The 19,296-nt window shown below is 62.3% G+C and carries 18 protein-coding genes; 8 read left to right on the plus strand and 10 right to left on the minus strand.

Going from position 1 to position 19,296, the window contains the following annotated elements; genetic code table 11:
• Positions 1-3 precede the first annotated feature (3 nt).
• On the minus strand, positions 4-1,617 hold the full coding sequence (locus AC1Q9F_RS05290) for a L,D-transpeptidase family protein (protein ID WP_492618744.1): 1,614 nt from the start codon (positions 1,615-1,617) through the stop codon (positions 4-6).
• A gap of 151 nt (positions 1,618-1,768) precedes the next feature.
• On the opposite strand from AC1Q9F_RS05290, the gene AC1Q9F_RS05295 reads away from it, so the two are divergent.
• From AC1Q9F_RS05295 to AC1Q9F_RS05310, 4 genes are all read left to right on the plus strand, one after another.
• A complete protein-coding gene (locus AC1Q9F_RS05295) occupies positions 1,769-2,482 on the plus strand; it encodes a murein L,D-transpeptidase catalytic domain family protein (protein ID WP_007950579.1) in 714 nt (237 codons plus the stop codon).
• A gap of 147 nt (positions 2,483-2,629) precedes the next feature.
• On the plus strand, positions 2,630-2,887 hold the full coding sequence (locus AC1Q9F_RS05300) for a DUF2790 domain-containing protein (RefSeq protein ID WP_115078329.1): 258 nt from the start codon (positions 2,630-2,632) through the stop codon (positions 2,885-2,887).
• A gap of 12 nt (positions 2,888-2,899) precedes the next feature.
• Positions 2,900-3,571, plus strand: coding sequence for a heavy metal response regulator transcription factor (locus AC1Q9F_RS05305; RefSeq protein ID WP_007950581.1), 672 nt, complete (start codon positions 2,900-2,902; stop codon positions 3,569-3,571).
• Positions 3,568-4,983 carry a heavy metal sensor histidine kinase gene (locus tag AC1Q9F_RS05310; RefSeq protein ID WP_207983108.1) on the plus strand — a complete coding sequence of 472 codons (1,416 nt, stop codon included), beginning with the start codon at positions 3,568-3,570 and terminating at the stop codon, positions 4,981-4,983. Before AC1Q9F_RS05305 ends, AC1Q9F_RS05310 begins: the two co-directional genes overlap by 4 nt.
• Here AC1Q9F_RS05310 and AC1Q9F_RS05315 read toward each other — a convergent pair.
• A complete protein-coding gene (locus AC1Q9F_RS05315) occupies positions 4,928-6,328 on the minus strand; it encodes an MFS transporter (protein WP_492618743.1) in 1,401 nt (466 codons plus the stop codon). The two genes, AC1Q9F_RS05310 and AC1Q9F_RS05315, sit on opposite strands and share 56 nt — an antisense overlap.
• Positions 6,329-6,431: 103 nt before the next feature.
• Between AC1Q9F_RS05315 and AC1Q9F_RS05320 the strand changes: the two genes are divergently transcribed.
• Complete coding sequence (locus tag AC1Q9F_RS05320; RefSeq protein ID WP_492618742.1) at positions 6,432-7,319, plus strand: LysR family transcriptional regulator; 888 nt, start codon at positions 6,432-6,434, stop codon at positions 7,317-7,319.
• Here the strand turns inward: AC1Q9F_RS05320 and AC1Q9F_RS05325 are convergent.
• A complete protein-coding gene (locus AC1Q9F_RS05325) occupies positions 7,316-7,936 on the minus strand; it encodes a cell wall hydrolase (protein WP_207983110.1) in 621 nt (206 codons plus the stop codon). The genes AC1Q9F_RS05320 and AC1Q9F_RS05325 overlap by 4 nt on opposite strands.
• A gap of 199 nt (positions 7,937-8,135) precedes the next feature.
• Between AC1Q9F_RS05325 and AC1Q9F_RS05330 the strand changes: the two genes are divergently transcribed.
• Positions 8,136-8,987: a CAP domain-containing protein gene (locus tag AC1Q9F_RS05330; protein ID WP_007950586.1), complete on the plus strand. Its 852-nt coding sequence runs from the start codon at positions 8,136-8,138 to the stop codon at positions 8,985-8,987.
• Between the two features lie 46 nt (positions 8,988-9,033).
• On the opposite strand, the gene AC1Q9F_RS05335 is transcribed toward AC1Q9F_RS05330, so the two are convergent.
• From AC1Q9F_RS05335 to AC1Q9F_RS05350, 4 genes are all read right to left on the minus strand, one after another.
• Positions 9,034-9,189 (minus strand): DUF2474 domain-containing protein, encoded by a 156-nt coding sequence (locus AC1Q9F_RS05335; RefSeq protein WP_102687029.1) that lies wholly within the window; start codon positions 9,187-9,189, stop codon positions 9,034-9,036.
• Complete coding sequence (cydB, locus tag AC1Q9F_RS05340) at positions 9,176-10,192, minus strand: cytochrome d ubiquinol oxidase subunit II (protein ID WP_492618741.1); 1,017 nt, start codon at positions 10,190-10,192, stop codon at positions 9,176-9,178. The genes AC1Q9F_RS05335 and cydB overlap by 14 nt, the downstream gene beginning before the upstream one ends.
• Positions 10,193-10,209: 17 nt before the next feature.
• Positions 10,210-11,625 carry a cytochrome ubiquinol oxidase subunit I gene (locus AC1Q9F_RS05345; RefSeq protein WP_492618740.1) on the minus strand — a complete coding sequence of 472 codons (1,416 nt, stop codon included), beginning with the start codon at positions 11,623-11,625 and terminating at the stop codon, positions 10,210-10,212.
• 109 nt (positions 11,626-11,734) lie between these two features.
• Positions 11,735-14,059: an FdhF/YdeP family oxidoreductase gene (locus AC1Q9F_RS05350; protein ID WP_492618739.1), complete on the minus strand. Its 2,325-nt coding sequence runs from the start codon at positions 14,057-14,059 to the stop codon at positions 11,735-11,737.
• A gap of 357 nt (positions 14,060-14,416) precedes the next feature.
• Between AC1Q9F_RS05350 and moaA the strand changes: the two genes are divergently transcribed.
• Both moaA and AC1Q9F_RS05360 read left to right on the plus strand, forming a co-directional pair.
• Positions 14,417-15,415 (plus strand): GTP 3',8-cyclase MoaA, encoded by a 999-nt coding sequence (gene moaA / locus AC1Q9F_RS05355; protein ID WP_492618738.1) that lies wholly within the window; start codon positions 14,417-14,419, stop codon positions 15,413-15,415.
• A 29-nt stretch (positions 15,416-15,444) separates the two neighbouring features.
• Positions 15,445-16,344: a bestrophin family protein gene (locus tag AC1Q9F_RS05360; RefSeq protein ID WP_007958819.1), complete on the plus strand. Its 900-nt coding sequence runs from the start codon at positions 15,445-15,447 to the stop codon at positions 16,342-16,344.
• Positions 16,345-16,492: 148 nt separating this feature from the next.
• Here the strand turns inward: AC1Q9F_RS05360 and AC1Q9F_RS05365 are convergent, their stop codons facing one another.
• The 3 genes from AC1Q9F_RS05365 to AC1Q9F_RS05375 form a co-directional block, all read right to left on the minus strand.
• Positions 16,493-17,779 (minus strand): ATP-binding protein, encoded by a 1,287-nt coding sequence (locus tag AC1Q9F_RS05365; protein ID WP_492618737.1) that lies wholly within the window; start codon positions 17,777-17,779, stop codon positions 16,493-16,495.
• Positions 17,780-18,487, minus strand: a complete 708-nt coding sequence (locus tag AC1Q9F_RS05370; protein WP_007958821.1) for a response regulator — start codon at positions 18,485-18,487, stop codon at positions 17,780-17,782.
• A 140-nt stretch (positions 18,488-18,627) separates the two neighbouring features.
• Positions 18,628-19,236, minus strand: a complete 609-nt coding sequence (locus AC1Q9F_RS05375; protein WP_085602796.1) for a MiaE family protein — start codon at positions 19,234-19,236, stop codon at positions 18,628-18,630.
• Positions 19,237-19,296 lie beyond the last annotated feature (60 nt).

Genomic DNA, 19,296 nt, shown 5'->3' on the forward strand with positions numbered 1-19,296 from the left:
GGATCAATGCGCCCGGTCCAGCCCCGCCAACAACGCACTGTCCCGGCTGTAGATGTCCGGCGCATAGAGCACGCGACCCTGGCCATCGACCTGTGCCGTCCAGTAAGTCATGAGGATCGGCACCGGATTGCTCAGGCGGAATTCATGGGTGGTGCCGGTGGCGAGCAAGGTGTCGGTGCGCGCCTTCTCCGCCGGGCTGAGCAGGAAGTCGCGCAGCTTCATCGGATGCTCGACCCGCACGCAGCCGGAACTGAACGCCCGTGGCCCCTTGTCGAACAGCGCCTTGCTCGGCGTGTCGTGCAGGTACACCGAGAACGGGTTGGGGAACCGAATGACCATCTGCCCCAGCGGGTTGCGCGGCCCGGCATCCTGACGCAGGAGGATGTTGCCGGGGTTGTCCCAGTCGATGTCGGCGGCGGCCAGCGGCTGGCCGTTGGCGTCGAGCACTTGCAGGTTCTGACGGCTGAGGAAGGTCTGGTCCTTGCGGATTTCCGGCAGCTTGTCTTCCTTCCAGATGGTCGGCGGCACGGTCCAGGTCGGGTTCAGGGTCAGGCGCGTGACCCGCGATTTGAGCAGCGGGGTCTGGCGTTCGGCGCGTCCGACCTGGGTGCGGGTCTGCCACACCGGCAGGCCACCCTGATAAAGCGTCAGTTCAGCAGCGGCGACGTTCACCAGCAAACCGTCCGGCTCCATGTCCTGGGCCATCCAGCGGAAACGTTCAAGGTTGACCCGCAGCTGTTCGCGACGAGTCAGCGGACTGATGTTGAGTTCGGCAATCGTCCCCGGCCCCACCACTCCGTCAGCCTGCAACGAATGGTTGGCCTGAAAACTCTTCACCGCCTCCACCAGTACACCGTGATAAGCGTTGTCCGGCGTGCCGATCACACTGGTCAGATAGCCTTCGCTATGCAGCCGGCGAGCCAGTTCCGGCACGCGCTTGTCTTCCATGTCCGGACGCAGCAACGGGCCGTTGCCCACCGATGTCCACTGGGGCAAGGCTTTCAGGCGTTGAGCTGCGTAGAGATGACGCAGGTTCTGATACTGCGCCAACTGCGGGCGGGCCAGATCGAAGGCTGCCGGAACGTTGTGCACGCCCGGTACGGCGATGGCGAGCAATTCGGCCTGCCGGTCGCGTGGCGTTTCGTCGGAATGCCACAGCGGTTCGAAGTGCGATTGCAGCAGACGGCCGTAATGCAGATCCTGCAGGGCTTGCAGGTAATAACGGCTGATCTCGATGTCGGCGCACAGTTCGCCGTCCTGCGGGGCGGTGAGGGCCACCGGATAGCGTTTCGGGTTCAGGCCATCGTCGGCCAACAGCTGCAATTGCGCGTGCAAGGCCGGCAATTGCCCGCCATCAGCCCACACCGGCAGCCAGTCCTGCTGCTGGTAGAACGCGCGCAACTGATCCAGCGCCGGACCGTTGAGGCTGGTGCCGATCGTCGGACACGCCTGTGGCAGGCTGATCAGCGCAGCCTGCAACGGGCTCTGCGGCTCGATGGGCATTTCCGTCGGCACGGGCGGCAGCGTCGGGAGTCCTGGCAACGGCTCTTCGGCGCAAGCGACAAACGGCGCAGCGAGCAAACAAATGCTCAAGTAGCATGCGTACTTTTTGAACAACTGCTTTACTCCAATCCATGGCCGTCCTGATTGACGGTCAACCTTACCTCAGGTGCGGTGAACAGTCAGGCCCGATTCGCGGGCTTGCCGGGAACGACTGGACGTCAGGAGCCTAAGTGCCAAACAAGTAGCAAGTGGAGACTCACTTTAAATGTTGACGTTTTTGCGCCGACTTCTGCTGACTGCCACCGCCATTGGCGTGCTGACCAGTCCAGCCTTTGCCGCCGGCACCTCTTCGCCGGTTCTGTACACCAGCCTCGCGCACGCCGCTCCGGAACTCAATCCCCAGGCGCTGAAAGGTGCCTTGAACGCCATGCAATGTGCGATCAACAACGGCGCGAAGCAGTCCCGTCACCTGGCGATCATCGACTATTCGCAGCCGTCCACCGAGCGCCGGTTGTGGATCTTCGACCTGACCCGGAAAAAACTGGTGCTGCGCGACCTGGTCGCCCACGGTTCGAACTCCGGGGAAAACTTCGCCACCCGGTTCTCCAACCGTGAAGGCAGTTTTCAGTCCAGCCTCGGCCTGTTCCGCACCCAGGAAAGTTACCAGGGCACTCACGGTTACTCGCTGCGCATGGACGGTCTGGAACCGGGCGTCAACGACATGGCCCGTGACCGCGCCATCGTGATCCACGCCGCCGACTACGTGAACCCGTTCTGGAGCAAACGTACCGGCCGTCTGGGGCGCAGCCAGGGTTGCCCGGCCGTGCGACCGCAAGTCGCCAAACGGGTGATCGACAGTCTGAAGAATGGCCAATTCATGTTCTCCTGGTACCCGGATCAGCAGTGGCTGAAATCCTCGCCGTACCTCAACTGCCAGCCTCAACAGATCGCGAGCATTCTCAGCACCCACGCCAGCTGAATACTCTGTGGGAGTGCGCAGGCTCCCACAGGTTCGGTTTATTACAGATTTGTCATCGAGTTGTCGGTTTGCCGAGCGGATCGCCCGGTAGCTTGAAGTTGTCCCGGCCAGAACGCCGATCAACTTCAACGACTCGAGTGACCCATCATGAAAACCCTGATCCTCGCCTTCACCGCCCTCCTCGCCACCGGTTCCGTGTTCGCCGCTGAAATGCCTGAGCGCACAGTGATTCACGACACCAACGGCTTCTACGTGCACCTGGATGTCGACAAAGTCCTCTCCAGCACCGATATTTCCCAGGCTTGCGGCGTGATCCCCGCGCGACTCAACTACCTCGACCACCAGGGCCGTGAACATGTGCTGGACTATCAAGTGCAAGGCAGCGGCTGCATCAATGACAATTGAGGCACAGTGCCCATGAATATCCTTGTTGTCGAAGACGAACCCAAGGCCGGCAATTACTTGCTCAACGGCTTGCAGGAACTGGGCTACAGCGTGAGCCTGGCCCGGGACGGCGCCGACGGTCTGCACCTGGCGCTGGAGTTCGACTTCGACGTGATCGTGCTGGACGTGATGATGCCGAAAATGGATGGCTGGGAAGTCCTGCGCCGGCTGCGCAAGGAAACCGACACGCCGGTGCTGTTCCTGACTGCCCGCGACGACATCGCCGACCGGGTCAAAGGCCTGGAACTGGGCGCCGACGACTACCTGATCAAGCCGTTTTCCTTCGCCGAACTGGTGGCGCGCCTGCGCACTCTGACCCGGCGCGGGCCGATCCATGAAGAAGAGCAATTGCAGGTGGCCGATCTGCAGATCGACGTGCTCAAGCGCCGGGTCACCCGCGCCGGCAACCGGATCACCCTGACCAACAAGGAATTCGCCCTGCTCCAATTGTTCGCCACCCATACCGGGCAAGTGCTGTCGCGTTCACTGATCGCCTCGCGGGTGTGGGACATGAATTTCGACAGCGACACCAATGTGGTCGATGTCGCCGTGCGCCGCCTGCGGGCGAAGATCGACGATCCGTTCCCGCTCAAGCTGATCCACAGCGTGCGCGGCATCGGCTACCGCTTTGATACTCAGCCATGAAAATCGCCGGCACGTACTCCCTGACCTTGCGACTGGCGCTGGTGTTCGCCGTGCTCGCCTTCGCCGCACTGGCAGGCCTCGGCGCGGCGCTTTACAACCAGTTGGAAGAGCAACTGACCCGCCGCGACGACATCCAGTTGGTCAGCCGCATCGATCAGTTGCGCACCATCCTCAACGACAGCAACACGCTGGAGTTGATCAAGACCAAACCGGCGCTGTTCCAGAACATGCTGGGCAACCGCGAAGCGCTGCTGACCATCGGTGCGCCGGGGCAACCGCCGCTGTTCGTGGTCAATCCCAGCGACCTGGCACTGCCGAGCGTGCCCGCCGTACCAATCGACCATGTCATGGCGCTTAACGACGTGCAGCATCTGCCGAGCCTCAACGGCGTGCCGTTCTCGGCGGTGGCGGCGAGTATCGACTCCGGCGACCAGGGCAACCTGCAGGTGCTCATCGCCAAGGTGATGAGCGAGCGCACGGCGATGCTCGCCAATTACCGGCTCAGCGTGTACGGCCTGGCGTCATTGGCAGCGATCGTGCTGGCGCTGGTCGGCTGCCTGCTGGTGTATCGCGGTTTGCTGCCGTTGCGGCGGATTGCCCGGCATGCCCACGGGATCGGCATCGCCAACCTCGGCGAACGCCTCGACCGCCAAGGCACGCCCCGGGAATTGCAGCCGATGATCGAGTCTTTCAATGCGATGCTGGACCGGCTCGACCGAGGGGTTGCGCAACTGAGCCAGGTCTCCACCGACATGGCCCACGAACTGCGCACGCCGATCAACAACCTGCTCGGGGAAACCCAGGTCGCCCTGCAACAGAACCGCAGCGTCGACGCCTATCAACAGCTGCTCGCCTCCAACGTCGAAGAACTCGAACGGCTGTCGCGGATGCTCGACAACATGCTGTTTCTCGCCCGCACCGACCCGGCCAGCGCACTGAGCCAGCGTCAGGAACTGGACGCCTGCGATGAAATGCAGCGCATCGCCGACTACTTTGAAGGGCTGGCGGCGGATGTCGGCGTCACCATCGAGGCCAGTGGCAGCGGTGTGATCTGGGCCGAGCCGATGCTGCTGCGTCGGGCCCTGGCCAACCTGTGCGCCAACGCGATCAAGTACGGCGCGGCGGATTCGACGTTGCAGGTCGAAGCCATCGCCGAAGCGGACGGCAGCTATCTGCGGGTGCGCAATCAGGGCGCGACGATTCCGGCGGAACACCTTTCGCGGCTGTTCGAGCGCTTCTACCGCGTCGATCCGTCCCGCGAGCGCTCGGCCCAATCCAACGGACTAGGCCTGTCGATTGTCGCGACCATCATGCAGTTGCATCAGGGCCGCTACAGCGTCAGCAGCGCCGACGGCATCACCTGCTTTGAACTGTTCTTTCCGGCACGGGAGACGCGAGACGCAGGTGCGTGAAGGCACCGAGCGCAAACGCCGCGAACATCAATGCCGAGGCCACGCCGAAAGTCATGTGCAAGCCGGCCGCAATAACGGCGGCCGGTGCCTGAGTCGGATCGCCCGTGGCCAGGGCGAACACCGCGCCCATCGCCGCCGCCCCGGTGATCAACCCCAGGTTGCGCGACAGCCCGAGCATGGCCGAGACCACGCCGCGCTGATCCTGAGCAACCCCGGACATCAACCCGGTGTTGTTGGCGGCCTGGAACAGCGCATAACTCAAGGCGACCACCGTGATCGGCAGCACGTATGCAAGCACTCCGACACTCATCGGCAACAGCGCCAACAAACCGCAACCGCAAGCCAGGCCGAGCAACGCACCCGGCACCATCCGCCGCGCACCGAAACGATCCACCAGCCGCCCGGCCGGTACGCCGCTGAACGCCGCCAACAACGGCCCGATCGACAACACCAGTCCGACCTGCGTACTGGTGAGCCCCAAACCTCGGTTCAGGTAAAACGGCCCGACCACCAGCGTGGTCATCATCACCGTGGTCACCAGCAACGTCAGCGCCAGACTGCTGCTGATTCGCGTGTCGGTGAACAACGACAAGTGGATCAGCGGCGCCTTGCTCCGCTTCTCGACCAGGATGAACAACCCAACGCCCAACAGGCTGAGCAACAGCAACGTAGGGGTGAGTCCTTCAATCGTCATCGCCAGTGCGTAGGCCGCCAGCGTCAGCATCAGTACGGCGGTGCCGGGATAATCAAATGCAACACCCGAGCGCACGATGCGATCCTTCGGCAAATACCGATACACCAGCCACGCATTGAGCAATCCCAACGGCACGTTGATCACAAAGATCGACTGCCAGCCAACATGCGCCATCAACAGCCCGCCAAGCGACGGCCCGAGGGTGGTGCCAGTCGCCGACATCGTAGCCAGCAAGCCCATCGCACTGCCGGCCCGGGCTTTGGGCACCGCATCGGCCACCAGCGCCACCGTAAGCGCAAACATGATCGCCGCGCCCAGACCCTGCACCGCCCGCGCACCGATCAGCCAGCCAAGGCTCGGCGCCAGTGCGCAGGCCAGCGAAGCGGCGGTAAAAATGCCGATGCCGATCAACAGCAAGCGCCGCCGACTGAAGCCGTCACCCAGCCGCCCGACGCTGACAATCAATGTGGTGACCGCCAGCAGATAGGCCAGCACGATCCACTGCACTTGTTGAAACGTCGCATCGAACGCCGCTGCCAGCGTGGGCAATCCGGCGTTGGCGATGCTGGTGTCGAGCGACGGCATCAGCATCGACAGCGCCAGACTGGTCAGCGCCCAGCGGGCTGAAGGGCTCAGAGGTTCTCGGTGCATGGGGGGCTCACAATGCGGAAGTCATGGGACATAGCCTGAGCCTCGACAATACAAGGCGCAAGACGCATGCTTTGCACTTGATACCTGCATGGAACGCCATGTCATGAATGCACCGGATCTGAACCTGTTGATCACCCTCGACGTATTGCTGAGCGAAGGCAGCGTCGCCCGCGCCGCCGAACGCCTGCGCTTGAGTCCGTCAGCCATGAGCCGTGCGCTGGCCCGGCTGCGGGAAACCACCGGGGATCCGCTGCTGGTGCGCGCCGGTCGCGGACTGGTACCGACCCCGCGCGCGCTGGAACTGCGCGACCGGGTCAGTTACCTGGTGCAGGAAGCCGAAGCGGTTTTACGCCCGGCAGAGGTGCTCGATCCCGGCCAGTTGCGGCGCACCTTCACCCTGCGCAACACCGACGGGTTTGTCGAAACCTTCGCCGCCGCCCTGCTCGCCCGCATCGCCGAAGAGGCGCCCGGCGTGCGCCTGCGCTTTGTGCAAAAAGCCGACAAGGACAGCACGCTGCTGCGCGTAGGTCGGGTGGATCTGGAAACCGGCGTGGTCGACGACAGCACCGACCCGACGCTGCACAGCCGCATCCTGTTCCGCGATCACTGGATAGGCGTGGTGCGTGAGGGTCATCCATTGAGCAGCGGCAAGGTCAGCGCCAAACGCTTTGCCGCAGGCCAGCACATTCTGGTGTCACGACGCGGGCGCAGCAGCGGACCGGTGGACGAAGCATTGCTTGCCTTGGGGCTGACGCGGGATATCGTCACCTCGTTCGGCGGGTTTTCGGCGGCGCTGACGCTGGTCCGTGAGTCGGACCTGATCGCCACTGTTCCGGAACGTCACACCAGCAAACTGCGCACGGGCCTGCACAGCTTCGCCCTGCCATTCCGGATGCCGGACATCAGCGTGTCGATGCTCTGGCATCCGCGCATGGACGCCGACCCGGCGCATCGCTGGCTGCGCAATTGCGTGCGAGAAGTCTGCGCCTAACGCGCATCTCCGCCTGCGGGTTTATAGAACAGGAATTTCTTGGTCTCGGCGGTCTTGGTGTATTCCTTCGCCCAACTTGGATGAACATTGCGGTCGTGGAAATACAGCGCGCCGTGGGTGCGGTCGGTGAGCTGGCGGTTCAGTGCCTTGCCGGCGATTTCCTTGGCCAGCGCGTATTCGGCATCTTCCTTGACCTGATCCGGACGCCCGTCGCACCACCAGGAAAACTGGCAGCTCTTGGTTTCCGAGCCCTGCTTGACCACCTCGCAGACCGTGCCTGGAAAGCCGTCATGCCCGAGGCGATTCATCACCACACTGGCCACGCCTTCCATGTCGGCATTGTCCTTGCCCTTGGCTTCCCAATAGATACTGCGCGCCAGACAGGTGATCGGATCGTCCAGCGGTGCGGCGCCGGCGGGGTCAACCGCCTGCGCTTCAGTCGGGGTGATGGCTTCGGATTTAGGTGCCGGGGGCGCGTCGGGTTTATCGGCGGCCTTCTCTTCCAGAACCTCGGCTTTCGCCTCGGCCTTTTCCTTGATCGGAGCCTGATCGGTGGCCAGTGCCGCGCCGCTCAGCAGGGTCAACGCAAGACAGCAAAGCAACCCGTTCAATCGCATGATCATTCTTCCGGCAGGGCCCGATGCGGGCAAAGTGTTACGTGGTTGAGACGCCCGGTTTCCGGGGTCTTCGCAGAGTGTAGACGGCAAATTGCACGGAATCGTTCTGCAGAAAAATCCGCGTCGTGAAGAAAAAGACATTGCACGAACCGGGGCCCTTTCGCGCATGATGTGCGCACTCAGCCCAAGGGAGATTTCCATGCGCTTCATGCCATCCGTTCTGCGACTCGCCGCGTTGTCCGTGGGCCTGGCGCTGGCCACTTCGGCCATGGCCACCGACGAGTCGCAATTGATCGAATCGATCAACAGCTACCGCAGCCAGCCGCAGCGTTGTGGCAGCCAGGCGTCCAGCGAATTGCCGCCGCTGTCGGCCGATCCGCGCCTGATTCTGCCGGCCAGCGGCGTGGTGGATTTGCAGCAGGCGATGTCCAGCGCTCGCTACCCGATGGTCAACGTGCAGGCGATTACCCTGAACGGGCCACGGGATGCGGCGTCGGCAATGAAGGCGATCCAGGAAAGTTTCTGTCAGGTGGTGCTGGATCCGCAGTTCGTCGATATCGGCGTCAGCCGCGCCGACCGTGACTGGCGCATTACCCTGGCGCGACCGCTGCTGTCCGCCCGCCTCGGCGACGGTCAGGCTGAAGGCCAGAAACTCCTCGAACAACTCAACGCCGCCCGCGCCCAACCGCGCCAGTGCGGCGGTCAGGCATTCGCAGCGACTGCGCCGCTGGCGTGGAACGCAGTACTCGGCGGCGTCGCCCAGGAACACAGCCGCGAGATGGCCAACAACAATTATTTCGACCACAAGGACCGCGACGGCCGCACCCCCGGCGACCGCGCGGAACTTGCCGGTTACAGCGGTCAGCAGGTCGGCGAAAACATCGCCGCCGGGCAGGACACGGTGCAGAAAGTCGTCGCCGGCTGGCTCGCCAGTCCCGGCCATTGCGCCAACCTGATGAATCCGCAATACCGCGAGCTGGGCGCTGCTTACGCAGTTGATCCGAAGAGCAGCGCCGGGATTTACTGGACTGCGATGTTTGGCGGGGAGTAAATCCCGCGCAATAAAAAACCGGAGCCAGGCTCCGGTTTTTTTATGGTCAATGAGTCCTCATCCCGGCCGCATACATCGCCAGTTTCAGCAGACTCGCCACCACCGCCAGCGAGACCACGCTGCCCAACCAGATCAGCAACAGCCAGCCCAGACGCTTGTACCAGGGGCTGGATTTCACTTCACGCGAATCAATGGTAGCCATCGCCAATCCTCACTTTGCCGCGGAACACGTAGTAGTTCCAGAAGGTGTACATCAGGATCACCGGAAGAATGAACAGCGCGCCGATCAGGGCGAACAGCTGGCTGGTGGCCGGTGATGCGGCCGCCCACAGGCTGACCGACGGCGGGATGATGTTCGGCCAGATGCTCAGCGCCAGGCCGATGTAACCGAGGAACATCAGCACCAGAGTGAACACGAACGGCCAGTGAGTGTGGCGCTGACGCAGCGAGCGCAACAGCCCGATCAGCGCTAGCACCGCCAACACCACCAGCCCGGCGAACACGGTCAGGTGCGCATGGTTGAACCAGCGACTGGCCAGCTCCGGGTGCAGTTGCAGCGTCCACGCGCCGATCACCACCACCATCGCCAGCAACAGCCACGCCAGCGGACGGCTGTAGTGACGCATCCGCGATTCCAGCATGCCTTCGGTCTTGACCAGCAGCCAGGTGCTGCCGAGCAAGGCGTAAGCGATCACCAGACCGACGCCGCAGACCAGCGGGAACGGCGCCAGCCAGTCGAGACCGCCACCGGCAAACTGCCGATCCACCACCGGAATTCCCGCCACATACGCGCCGATCACCACGCCCTGGGAGAACGTCGCCAACAGCGAACCGCCGATGAATGCCCAGTCCCACAGATGACGTTTTTCAGCCGGCGCCTTGAAGCGAAACTCGAACGCCACACCGCGGAAAATCAACCCCGCGAGCATGAAGATCAGCGGCAGATACAGCGCCTCAAGAATCACCCCGTAAGCCAGCGGAAACGCGCCGTACAGCGCCGCGCCACCGAGCACCAGCCAGGTTTCGTTGCCGTCCCAGACCGGCGCGACGGTGTTCATCATCACGTCGCGTTCCTGCTCGTCGCTGATCATCGGGAACAGGATCCCGAGGCCCAGATCGAAGCCGTCCATGATCACGTACATCATCACCCCGAAGGCAATGATCACGCCCCAGATCAACGAGAGATCGATACCTTGAATACCCATGACTCAACGCTCCTTTTTCAGTGGATCCGGGTCGCGGATTCGAGGTTGTCGGTGACCGCCGAAAGTGGCCGGCGCGGGGTCTGCACCTGAGTGCCTTCGGGCGGATGTTCGTGGTGCGGCTGCGGGCCCTTGCTCACCAGTTTCATCATGTAGCCGATGCCCACGGTGAACACCGAGCAGTAGATGACGACGAACAGCGCCAGCGAGGTGCTCATCTGCGCCACCGAGTGATGGGACGCCGCGTCGTGGGTGCGCATCAAGCCGTACACCACCCACGGCTGACGCCCGACTTCGGTGGTGATCCAACCCGCCAGCAGCGCGATCAGACCGCTCGGCCCCATCAATAGCACCAGACGCTGGAAGCCGCGATGCCGGTAGACCTTGCCGTTGCGCCGCAGCATCAGCCCCAACACGCCGACCAGAATCATCAACATGCCGAGCCCGGCCATGACGCGGAAGCTCCAGAAAATGACGGTCGAGTTAGGCCGGTCTTCTTTCGGGAAGCTCTTGAGCGCCGGAATCTGCTTGTCGAGGCTGTGGGTGAGGATCAGGCTGCCGAGGTACGGAATCTCGATCGCGTACTTGGTCTTTTCCGCCTGCATGTCGGGGATGCCGAACAGCACCAGCGGGGTCGGCCCGTTGTCGGCGTTTTCCCAGTGGCCTTCGATGGCGGCGATTTTCGCCGGTTGATGCTCCAGGGTGTTCAGGCCATGGGCGTCACCGACCACCGCTTGAATCGGCGCCACGATCAGCGCCATCCACAGCGCCATGGAAAACATCTTGCGCACCGCTTTGCTGTCGTTGCCACGCAGCAAATGCCAGGCTGCCGAAGCGCCGACAAAGAACGCCGTGGCGACGAATGCAGCAATCGCCATGTGCGCCAGACGGAACGGGAACGACGGGTTGAACACGATCGCCAGCCAGTCGACCGGCATCACCCGGCCGTCAACGATTTCGAAGCCTTGCGGGGTCTGCATCCAGCTGTTGGAAGCAAGAATCCAGAAGGTCGAGATCAGCGTACCGATGGCAACCATCACCGTGGCAAAGAAGTGCAAGCCACGGCCGACGCGGTTCCAGCCGAACAGCATCACCCCGAGAAACCCGGCCTCAAGGAAGAACGCGGTCAGCACTTCATAGGTCAGCAACGGCCCGGTGACGCTGCCGGCGAAGTCGGAAAACCCACTCCAGTTGGTACCGAACTGGTACGCCATGACCAGCCCCGAGACCACGCCCATGCCGAAGTTGACGGCGAAGATCTTCGACCAGAAATGGTAGAGATCGCGGTAAGTGTCGTTGCGGGTTTTCAGCCACAGGCCTTCGAGTACCGCCAGGAAACTCGCGAGGCCAATGGTGATCGCCGGGAAGATGATGTGGAACGAAACCGTGAACGCGAATTGAATTCGCGCCAGGTCCAGTGCCTCCAGGTTGAACATGATGATGTCCTCATCAAGGCTGAAAAGCGGCAGCACACGGCCGGGCCACCGCCAGGCGCGAACGCCTGCAGCCAGTCAAAATACAAAAGGGTTGGATCGCGTGAGTCGGTTACGCCACCGACGACGGGATCAGGTTGCTCGCCTCGGCCGCTTCGAGGCGGATCGCCACGAATTTGGAGGTCGGCGTGTAGGTGCGGTCACCGTAGCTTTCCAGCGGCACCAGCGGATTGGTTTCCGGGTAGTACGCGGCAGCCTGCCCGGCCGGAATGTCGTAGGCGATCAGGGTGAAACCGCTGACCCGACGTTCACGCTCATCGCCCCACAGCGCCACCAGATCAACCTTCTGCCCCGGTTCGAAACCGAGCCGTCGGATGTCCTGCTCGTTGGCGAACACCACGTCGCGCATGCCGTAAACCCCGCGATAACGGTCGTCGAGGCCGTAAAGCGTGGTGTTGTACTGATCGTGGGAGCGCATGGTTTGCAGGATCAGATGCGGTTTGACCGGCAGGTTGCGCACGCCTTCGCTGATCAGATGTTCCGGCAGCACACACGAGGTGAACTGGGCCTTTCCGGATTCGGTTTTCCAGACCCGGTCGGAAGCGTTGTTGCCGAGGTGGAAACCACCGGGGATCAGCAGCTTCTCGTTGAAATTCTCGAAGCCCGGAATCACGTCGGCGATCAGGTTGCGGATGCGCCCGTAGTCGCCCACCGCCCATTCCCAGTCGATCGGGTGTTTGCCCAATGTGGCGGCAGCGATCCCGGCAATGATCGCCGGCTCGGATTTCAGGTGCGCCGACTTCGGCTTCAGTTGGCCGAACGACAAATGCACCATGCTGAAGGTGTCTTCCACGGTCACGCCTTGCGGACCTTCGGCCTGCACGTCGATGTCGGTACGGCCCAGGCACGGCAGGATCAACGCATCACGCCCGGTCACCAGATGGCTGCGGTTGAGCTTGGTCGAGATGTGCACGCTCAGGTCGAGTTTGCGCATCGCGGCGTGGGTGCGCGGAGTGTCCGGCGTGGCCTGGGCGAAGTTGCCGCCCAGACCGATAAACACCTTGGCTTCGCCGCGCTCCATGGCGCCAATCGCCATCACCGTGTTGTGGCCGTGCATGCGCGGCACCTTGAAGTTGAAGCGTTTTTCCAGGGCGTCCATCAGCTCGGTCGGGGCCAGTTCGTTGATGCCCATGGTGCGGTCGCCCTGCACGTTACTGTGGCCACGCACCGGCGACAGCCCGGCGCCCGGACGGCCGACGTTGCCGCGCAGCAGTTGCAGATTGATGACTTCCTGCAGGGTCGGCACCGAGTGCACGTGTTGGGTCAGGCCCATGGCCCAGCACATGATCACACTCTTGGCGCGAGCGTACATGCGCGCGGCCAGTTCGATGTCATGCAGCGGCACGCCGGACTGCTCGACGATGTGCTCCCAGCTGGTGGCATCGACTTCGGCCAGGTAGCTGTCGAGACCCGACGTGTGCTCGGCAATGAACGCGTGATCGAACACCGGTTCACCGCCCGTGGCCTGAGCTTCGCGCTCCCACTCCAGCAGGAATTTGGCCATGCCGCGAATCATCGCCATGTCGCCGCCCAGTGCCGGGCGGAAGTACGCGGTGTTGGTCGCTTCCCAGCCGTTGCTGAGCATCTCGATCGGGTTCTGCGGGTTCTGGAAACGCTCCAGCCCACGCTCCTTGAGCGGGTTGATGCACACCACTTGAGCGCCGCGTTTCACCGCTTCTCGCAGCGGTTCGAGCATGCGCGGGTGGTTGGTGCCGGGGTTCTGGCCAATCACGAAAATCGCGTCGGCATGGTGCAGGTCTTCGTAGACCACCGTGCCTTTGCCGACGCCCAGGCTCTCGCCCATGCTCACCGCACTGGCTTCGTGGCACATGTTCGAGCAGTCCGGGAAGTTGTTGGTGCCGTAGGCACGGACGAACAACTGATAGAGAAACGCCGCTTCGTTGCTGGCACGGCCCGAGGTGTAGAACTCGGCCTCGTGGGGCGATTTCAGGCCTTTGAGGTGTTTGGCGATCAGTGCGAAGGCGTCGTCCCAGGTGATCTCGACATAGCGGTCGACCCGCGCGTCGTAGCGCATCGGATGGGTGATCCGGCCTTGGTATTCGAGCCAGTAATCGCTTTGCTCGGCCAGCGTCGAGACCGTGTACTTGTTGAAGAACGCCGGATCGACCAGGCGGCCGGTGGCTTCCCAGTTCACCGCTTTGGCGCCGTTCTCGCAGAACTTCAGCATGCTCGCGCCGGGCGCTTCACCCCAGGCGCAACCGGGGCAGTCGAAGCCGCCGTTCTGGTTGGTCTTGAGCATGGCGCGGATGTTTTTCAGGGCGTTTTCACTGCCCAGCCAGTTCTTGGTGAGGCTGATCACAGCGCCCCAACCCGCAGCGGCGCCCTTGTAGGGTTTGTAACGGTCGACTTGTGACATGGGACTTCTCCATGACGATGCACACAGGCAAAAACCTGATCGGGTTTAAACAGCGACGACTGACTTTCAAGTTAAAAAAGTGGTCGTTTCGTTTGACGGGGCCAAGGATAGGAACCGCTGCAAAAACTTGTCTAATCGCTATTAATGACTGCGTTATCGAAAGCATCTATCACGGCTTTAAACCCTTTAAATACGGGCACTTGCAAAACTAAGAAGCGCAAAAAACCGAATAATTATTTCATCATCGACAGCATCAATCGGCCGGTCATTAAGAGTGATTGGACGCTGTTCGAAGTTGCTCATAACCTGCGCCGACCCAATCCCTTCAATAGCGGATTTCACCCAAGCGAGGCTGTCATGTCAGAGCGCGTCTTGATCGATGGTTACAACCGCCGCGTCGACTACCTGCGCATGTCGGTCACCGACCGCTGCGACTTCCGTTGCGTGTATTGCATGGCCGAAGACATGCAGTTTCTGCCGCGCCAACGGGTGCTGACGCTGGAAGAGATCTATCAACTGGCGCAGAGCTTCGTCGCACTGGGCACCCGCAAGATCCGCCTGACCGGCGGCGAGCCGTTGATTCGCCCGGGCGTCGTCGGGTTGTGCAAGCAGATCGCCGCCCTGCCCGGCCTGCGCGAACTGTGCCTGACCACCAACGGCTCGCAACTCAGCAAACTCGCCAGCCCGCTGTTCGACGCCGGGGTCAAGCGCCTCAACGTCAGCCTCGACAGCCTCGATGCCGAGCGCTTCAAGCAGATGACCCGCACCGGCGACCTGGCCCAGGTGATCGACGGCATCGACGCCGCGCGCGCCGCCGGATTTACCCGCACTAAACTCAACTGCGTGGTGATGCAGGGCCGCAACGATCACGAGATCAACGATCTGGTGCAGTTCGCCATCGAGCGCGATCTGGATATTTCCTTCATCGAGGAAATGCCGCTGGGCATCATCAGCGAACACAGCCGCGCCGAGTCGTTCTTTTCCAGCACCCAGGTGCGCGAAAAGATCGCCGAACGCTACACCCTGATCGACTCCGCCGAATCGACCCAGGGCCCGTCGCGCTACTGGCGGCTTGCCGAAGCGCCGCACATTCGGCTGGGGTTCATCTCGCCCCACAGCCACAACTTCTGCGGCACCTGCAACCGGGTGCGGCTGACCGTCGAGGGGCGTTTGCTACTGTGTCTGGGGAACGAGCATTCGGTGGATCTGAAAGCGGTGTTGCGCGCTCATCCGGGTCAACCGGAACGCTTGGAGAAAGCCATCATCGAAGCGATGAAACTCAAGCCTTACCGGCACAACTTTGAAGTGAACGACGACGTGCAAGTGGTGCGTTTCATGAACATGACCGGCGGCTGATCCGCCACGTTTTCAAGGCAGAGAGCCGCATGATCATCCGACCCAAGGTCAATCAATTCGCCATTCTCTTCACCCTCAAGGGCTCGATTGCCAAACGCATCGCCCTGCGCGCCCTGATGGTCACGCTGCTGGCGTCGGCCATCGTGCTGGTGGAAATGCTCCACCCGAGCAACTTCACCAAGGTCAACGCCACGCCGTTCACCCTGCTCGGCCTGTCGTTGTCGATCTTCATGAATTTTCGCAACAACGCCTGCTACGACCGCTGGTACGAAGCGCGCAAGGCCTGGGGCGAAGTGATCGTGCATGTGCGCTCGGTGATTCGCGAGACCCATGTGATCCGCGAATCGGCACAGCGCCGTCTGTTGCTGCTCAACCTCGCTGGTTTCGCCCATGCGCTGAATGCACGGTTACGCCGGGAAGACGAAGCCGCCGCCAGCGCCGAATGGATCACCCCGCAACATGATGCGCAGGTGCCGGACTACAGCGGGCGCATCCTGCAGACGGTCGGTCAACAATGCTCCGATCTGCACGAGTCAGGCGATCTCAGCGAATGGCGCTACATGCTGCTGGCCAATCACCTGACCAGCCTGACCCAGGCGCAGGCGGTGTGCGAGCGGATCAAGAACACGCCGCTGCCCTTCCCCTACACCTTGCTGCTGCACCGTACGATTTACCTGTTCTGCATCCTGCTGCCGTTCGCCATGGCCGAACCGCTGGGCTGGCTGACGCCGCTGTTCACGGCGATTGTCAGCTACACCTTCTTCGGGCTGGATGCGATTGCCGATGAGCTGGAAGACCCGTTCGGCCGGGATGAAAACGATTTGCCGACCGATGCGCTGGTGCGGGGTATCGAGCGGGATATTCTCTCGGAGCTGGGGACTGAGCCGTTGCCGCCGGCGCTGAAGCCAGTTGACTATGTACTCAGCTGACGGAACTCCGATCCTGTGGGAGCGACGGTGCGACGATTCGACTTGCTCGCGAGTTCGCCCGTTTAGCTGACATCAATGCTGAATCTACCGGCCTCTTCGCGAGCAAGCTCGCTCCCACAGGGATTGAGGGTGTTCAAAGGGCTTTGGGTTAATCCAGATGCGCCCAGGTCATGCGAAATGACGCGCCGCCCCACGGTGAATCGCCGACTTCCACCTGCCCGCCATGGGATTGTGACACCCGCCGCACCAGCGCCAGACCGAGGCCGAAGCCGCCCGTGCGGCGATCACGGCTGGCGTCCAGGCGCGAGAACGGTTCGAAGATTTTCTCCCGTCCTTCCAGCGGCACGCCCGGCCCGTCGTCGTTGACCTGCACTTCGTATTGATCGCCGATGCGCACCAGCGACACCTCGACCCGCTGCTCGGCATAACGAATGGCATTGCGCAGCAGATTGATCACCGCCCGCGCCATGAACCGCGGTTCGATCCGCACTTCATCGACCCGGCAATCAACGATCAACAGCTGCACCCCGGCCGCCTCGGCTTCCAGCGCCACGCTGCCGACCACGCTGTCGAGCCAGTTGGCCGCCTGAATGTTTTCGCGGGTGATCACCGTCGCACCGCGTTCAAGGCTGGCGTAGGTCAGCAGTTCGGAGACCATTTCTTCCAGCTCGCCGAGGTCGGCGTACATGTCGGCGATCAGTTCGCGATTCTGGCTGGCGTCCGGTTGTTGCTTGAGCTGGTCGAGTTCGAACGACAGCCGGGCAATCGGCGTGCGCAGTTCGTGGGAGACCGCGTTGGTCAGTTCGCGCTGATTGGCGATCAGGCCTTCGATGCGCGCCGCCATCAGGTTGAAGTGGCCGGCCAGGTCGCGGATGTTCGAGCGTTTGGACAGCTGGATCCGCACTGAGAGGTCGTTGTCGCCGAAGCGCTCGGCGGCCAGCCGCAGTTTTTCCAGATCGCGCCAGTGCGGGCGAACCCAGAAGTACAAAACGATGCCGAGCAGCACCGCCAGCATCAGGTAGGCCCCGGCAATGTAGAACGGCATCAGGCTCGGTTCGGGCGGCAGCTTGATACTGAGCAACTGCGAACCACCGTCGATGTTGCTGATGAACTGGGTGTAGTCATCGCGAATCACCAGCAGGTCCTGGGCCAGTTCGGCTTTCTCCTGATCGTTGAGGCTCAGTTGGTCAGCCTCGACCAGGCTCAGCGTGAGCCCGTAGTGCGGCCGCAACGCCTCCAGTTGCGCCTCGCGCGCCGCGCCCTGCTGGTCGCGCATGTGTTCGATCAGCGACCAGGCCTGACCGCGCACGGCTTCACGGTTGTAGGCTTGCATCTGGTTGTCGAGCAACGCGTTGAAGGTGTGTTCGACGGTTTGCAGCGCCGCCACCAGCCCGACCGTCATCACCAGAAACAGCCCGAGAAATAACCGCAGCATCTACAACTCCCACGCGAACGGATTGAACAGGTAACCCTTGCCCCACACGGTCTTGATGCACACCGGTTCGCGAGGGTTGTCCTTGAGTTTGTTGCGCAACTTGCTGATGTACACGTCGACGCTGCGATTGAGGCCATCGAAGGCGATGCCGCGCATGCGGTTGAGAATGTCATCGCGCGACAGGATCTTGCCGGCGGCGCTGGCCAGCAGCCACAGCAGCTCGAATTCCATGGTAGTCAGCTCGATCAACTCGCCCGCCAGGCGCACTTCGCGGCAGCTGCGGTCGATGATCAGGTTGCCGAACTCCAGCGAACTCACTACGCCGCTTTCGGGGACTTGCCGGCGTTGCAGGGCACGCAGGCGCGCGAGCAGGACGGGTGGCTTGATCGGTTTGATCACGTAGTCGTCGGCCCCGGACTCCAGGCCCAGAATATGGTCGAGGTCGTCTTCCTTGGCGGTCAGGATGACGATCGGCGTGTCCGACACGCTGCGGATTTCCCGGCACACGTGCAGGCCGCTCTGCCCCGGCAGCATCAGGTCGAGCACCACCACCTTGGGCTTGAATTCGAGAAACGCGGCCACGGCCAGATCGCCGCGATGCACGGTGCGTACCTCGTAGCCGTGTTGTTCGAGAAAGTGCGCGATCAGCGCGGCCAGCCGCTCATCGTCTTCCACCAGCAGGACTCTGCCAAAACCCAGGTTATCCATAACAACCGCCGCCAACCGCTTTGTGAAGTGGGCGACATTATGCGGGCATTCAATGGCGAGACGTTTATCGCAGGCAGCAAAAACCGGCCTCCAGGGCCGGTTTTCGTTGATGTTTCATACTCTTAAGAGTTTTTAACAATTCATGCCGCGACGGGTACGCCGCTGTGGAAACGGAATTCCTCGTCCGGCGACTCGATCAGGTCCTGCTCGGCAGCGCGGACTCTCTCGATTACTTGCGCGATGTCCTTGGCGTCGCCGTACTGGTAGGCCAGTTTCAGGTAACCCTGGAAATGCCGGGCCTCGCTTTTCAGCAGGCCGAAGTAGAACTTGCCGAGTTCTTCGTCCAGATGCGGCACCAGCGCTTCGAACCGCTCGCAACTGCGCGCTTCGATGAAGGCGCCGACCACCAGGGTGTCGACCAGTTTCACCGGTTCGTGGCTGCGCACCACTTTGCGCAGGCTCGAGGCATAACGGCCGGCGTGCAGCTGGCGCAGTTCGATCTTGCGTCGCTTCATGATGCGCATCACCTGTTCGTGGTGCACCAGTTCTTCCCGGGCCAGACGCGACATCATGTTGATCAGATCGACGTGGGAATGGTACTTGGCGATCAGGCTCAACGCGGTGCTGGCGGCCTTGAACTCGCAGTTCTTGTGGTCGATCAGCAGGGTCTCCTGATCGGCCAGCGCGGCTTCAACCCAGGCGTCAGGCGTGCGGCAACCAAGGAATTCGTGGATTTCGGGAAGGATCATGGGGCTCACGGTCAAAAGGTGTTCGAGCGAAGGGCGCCGATTATACCGGCCTGCCCGCAG

Source organism: Pseudomonas sp. GW823-FHT04A03, from assembly GCF_058796615.1.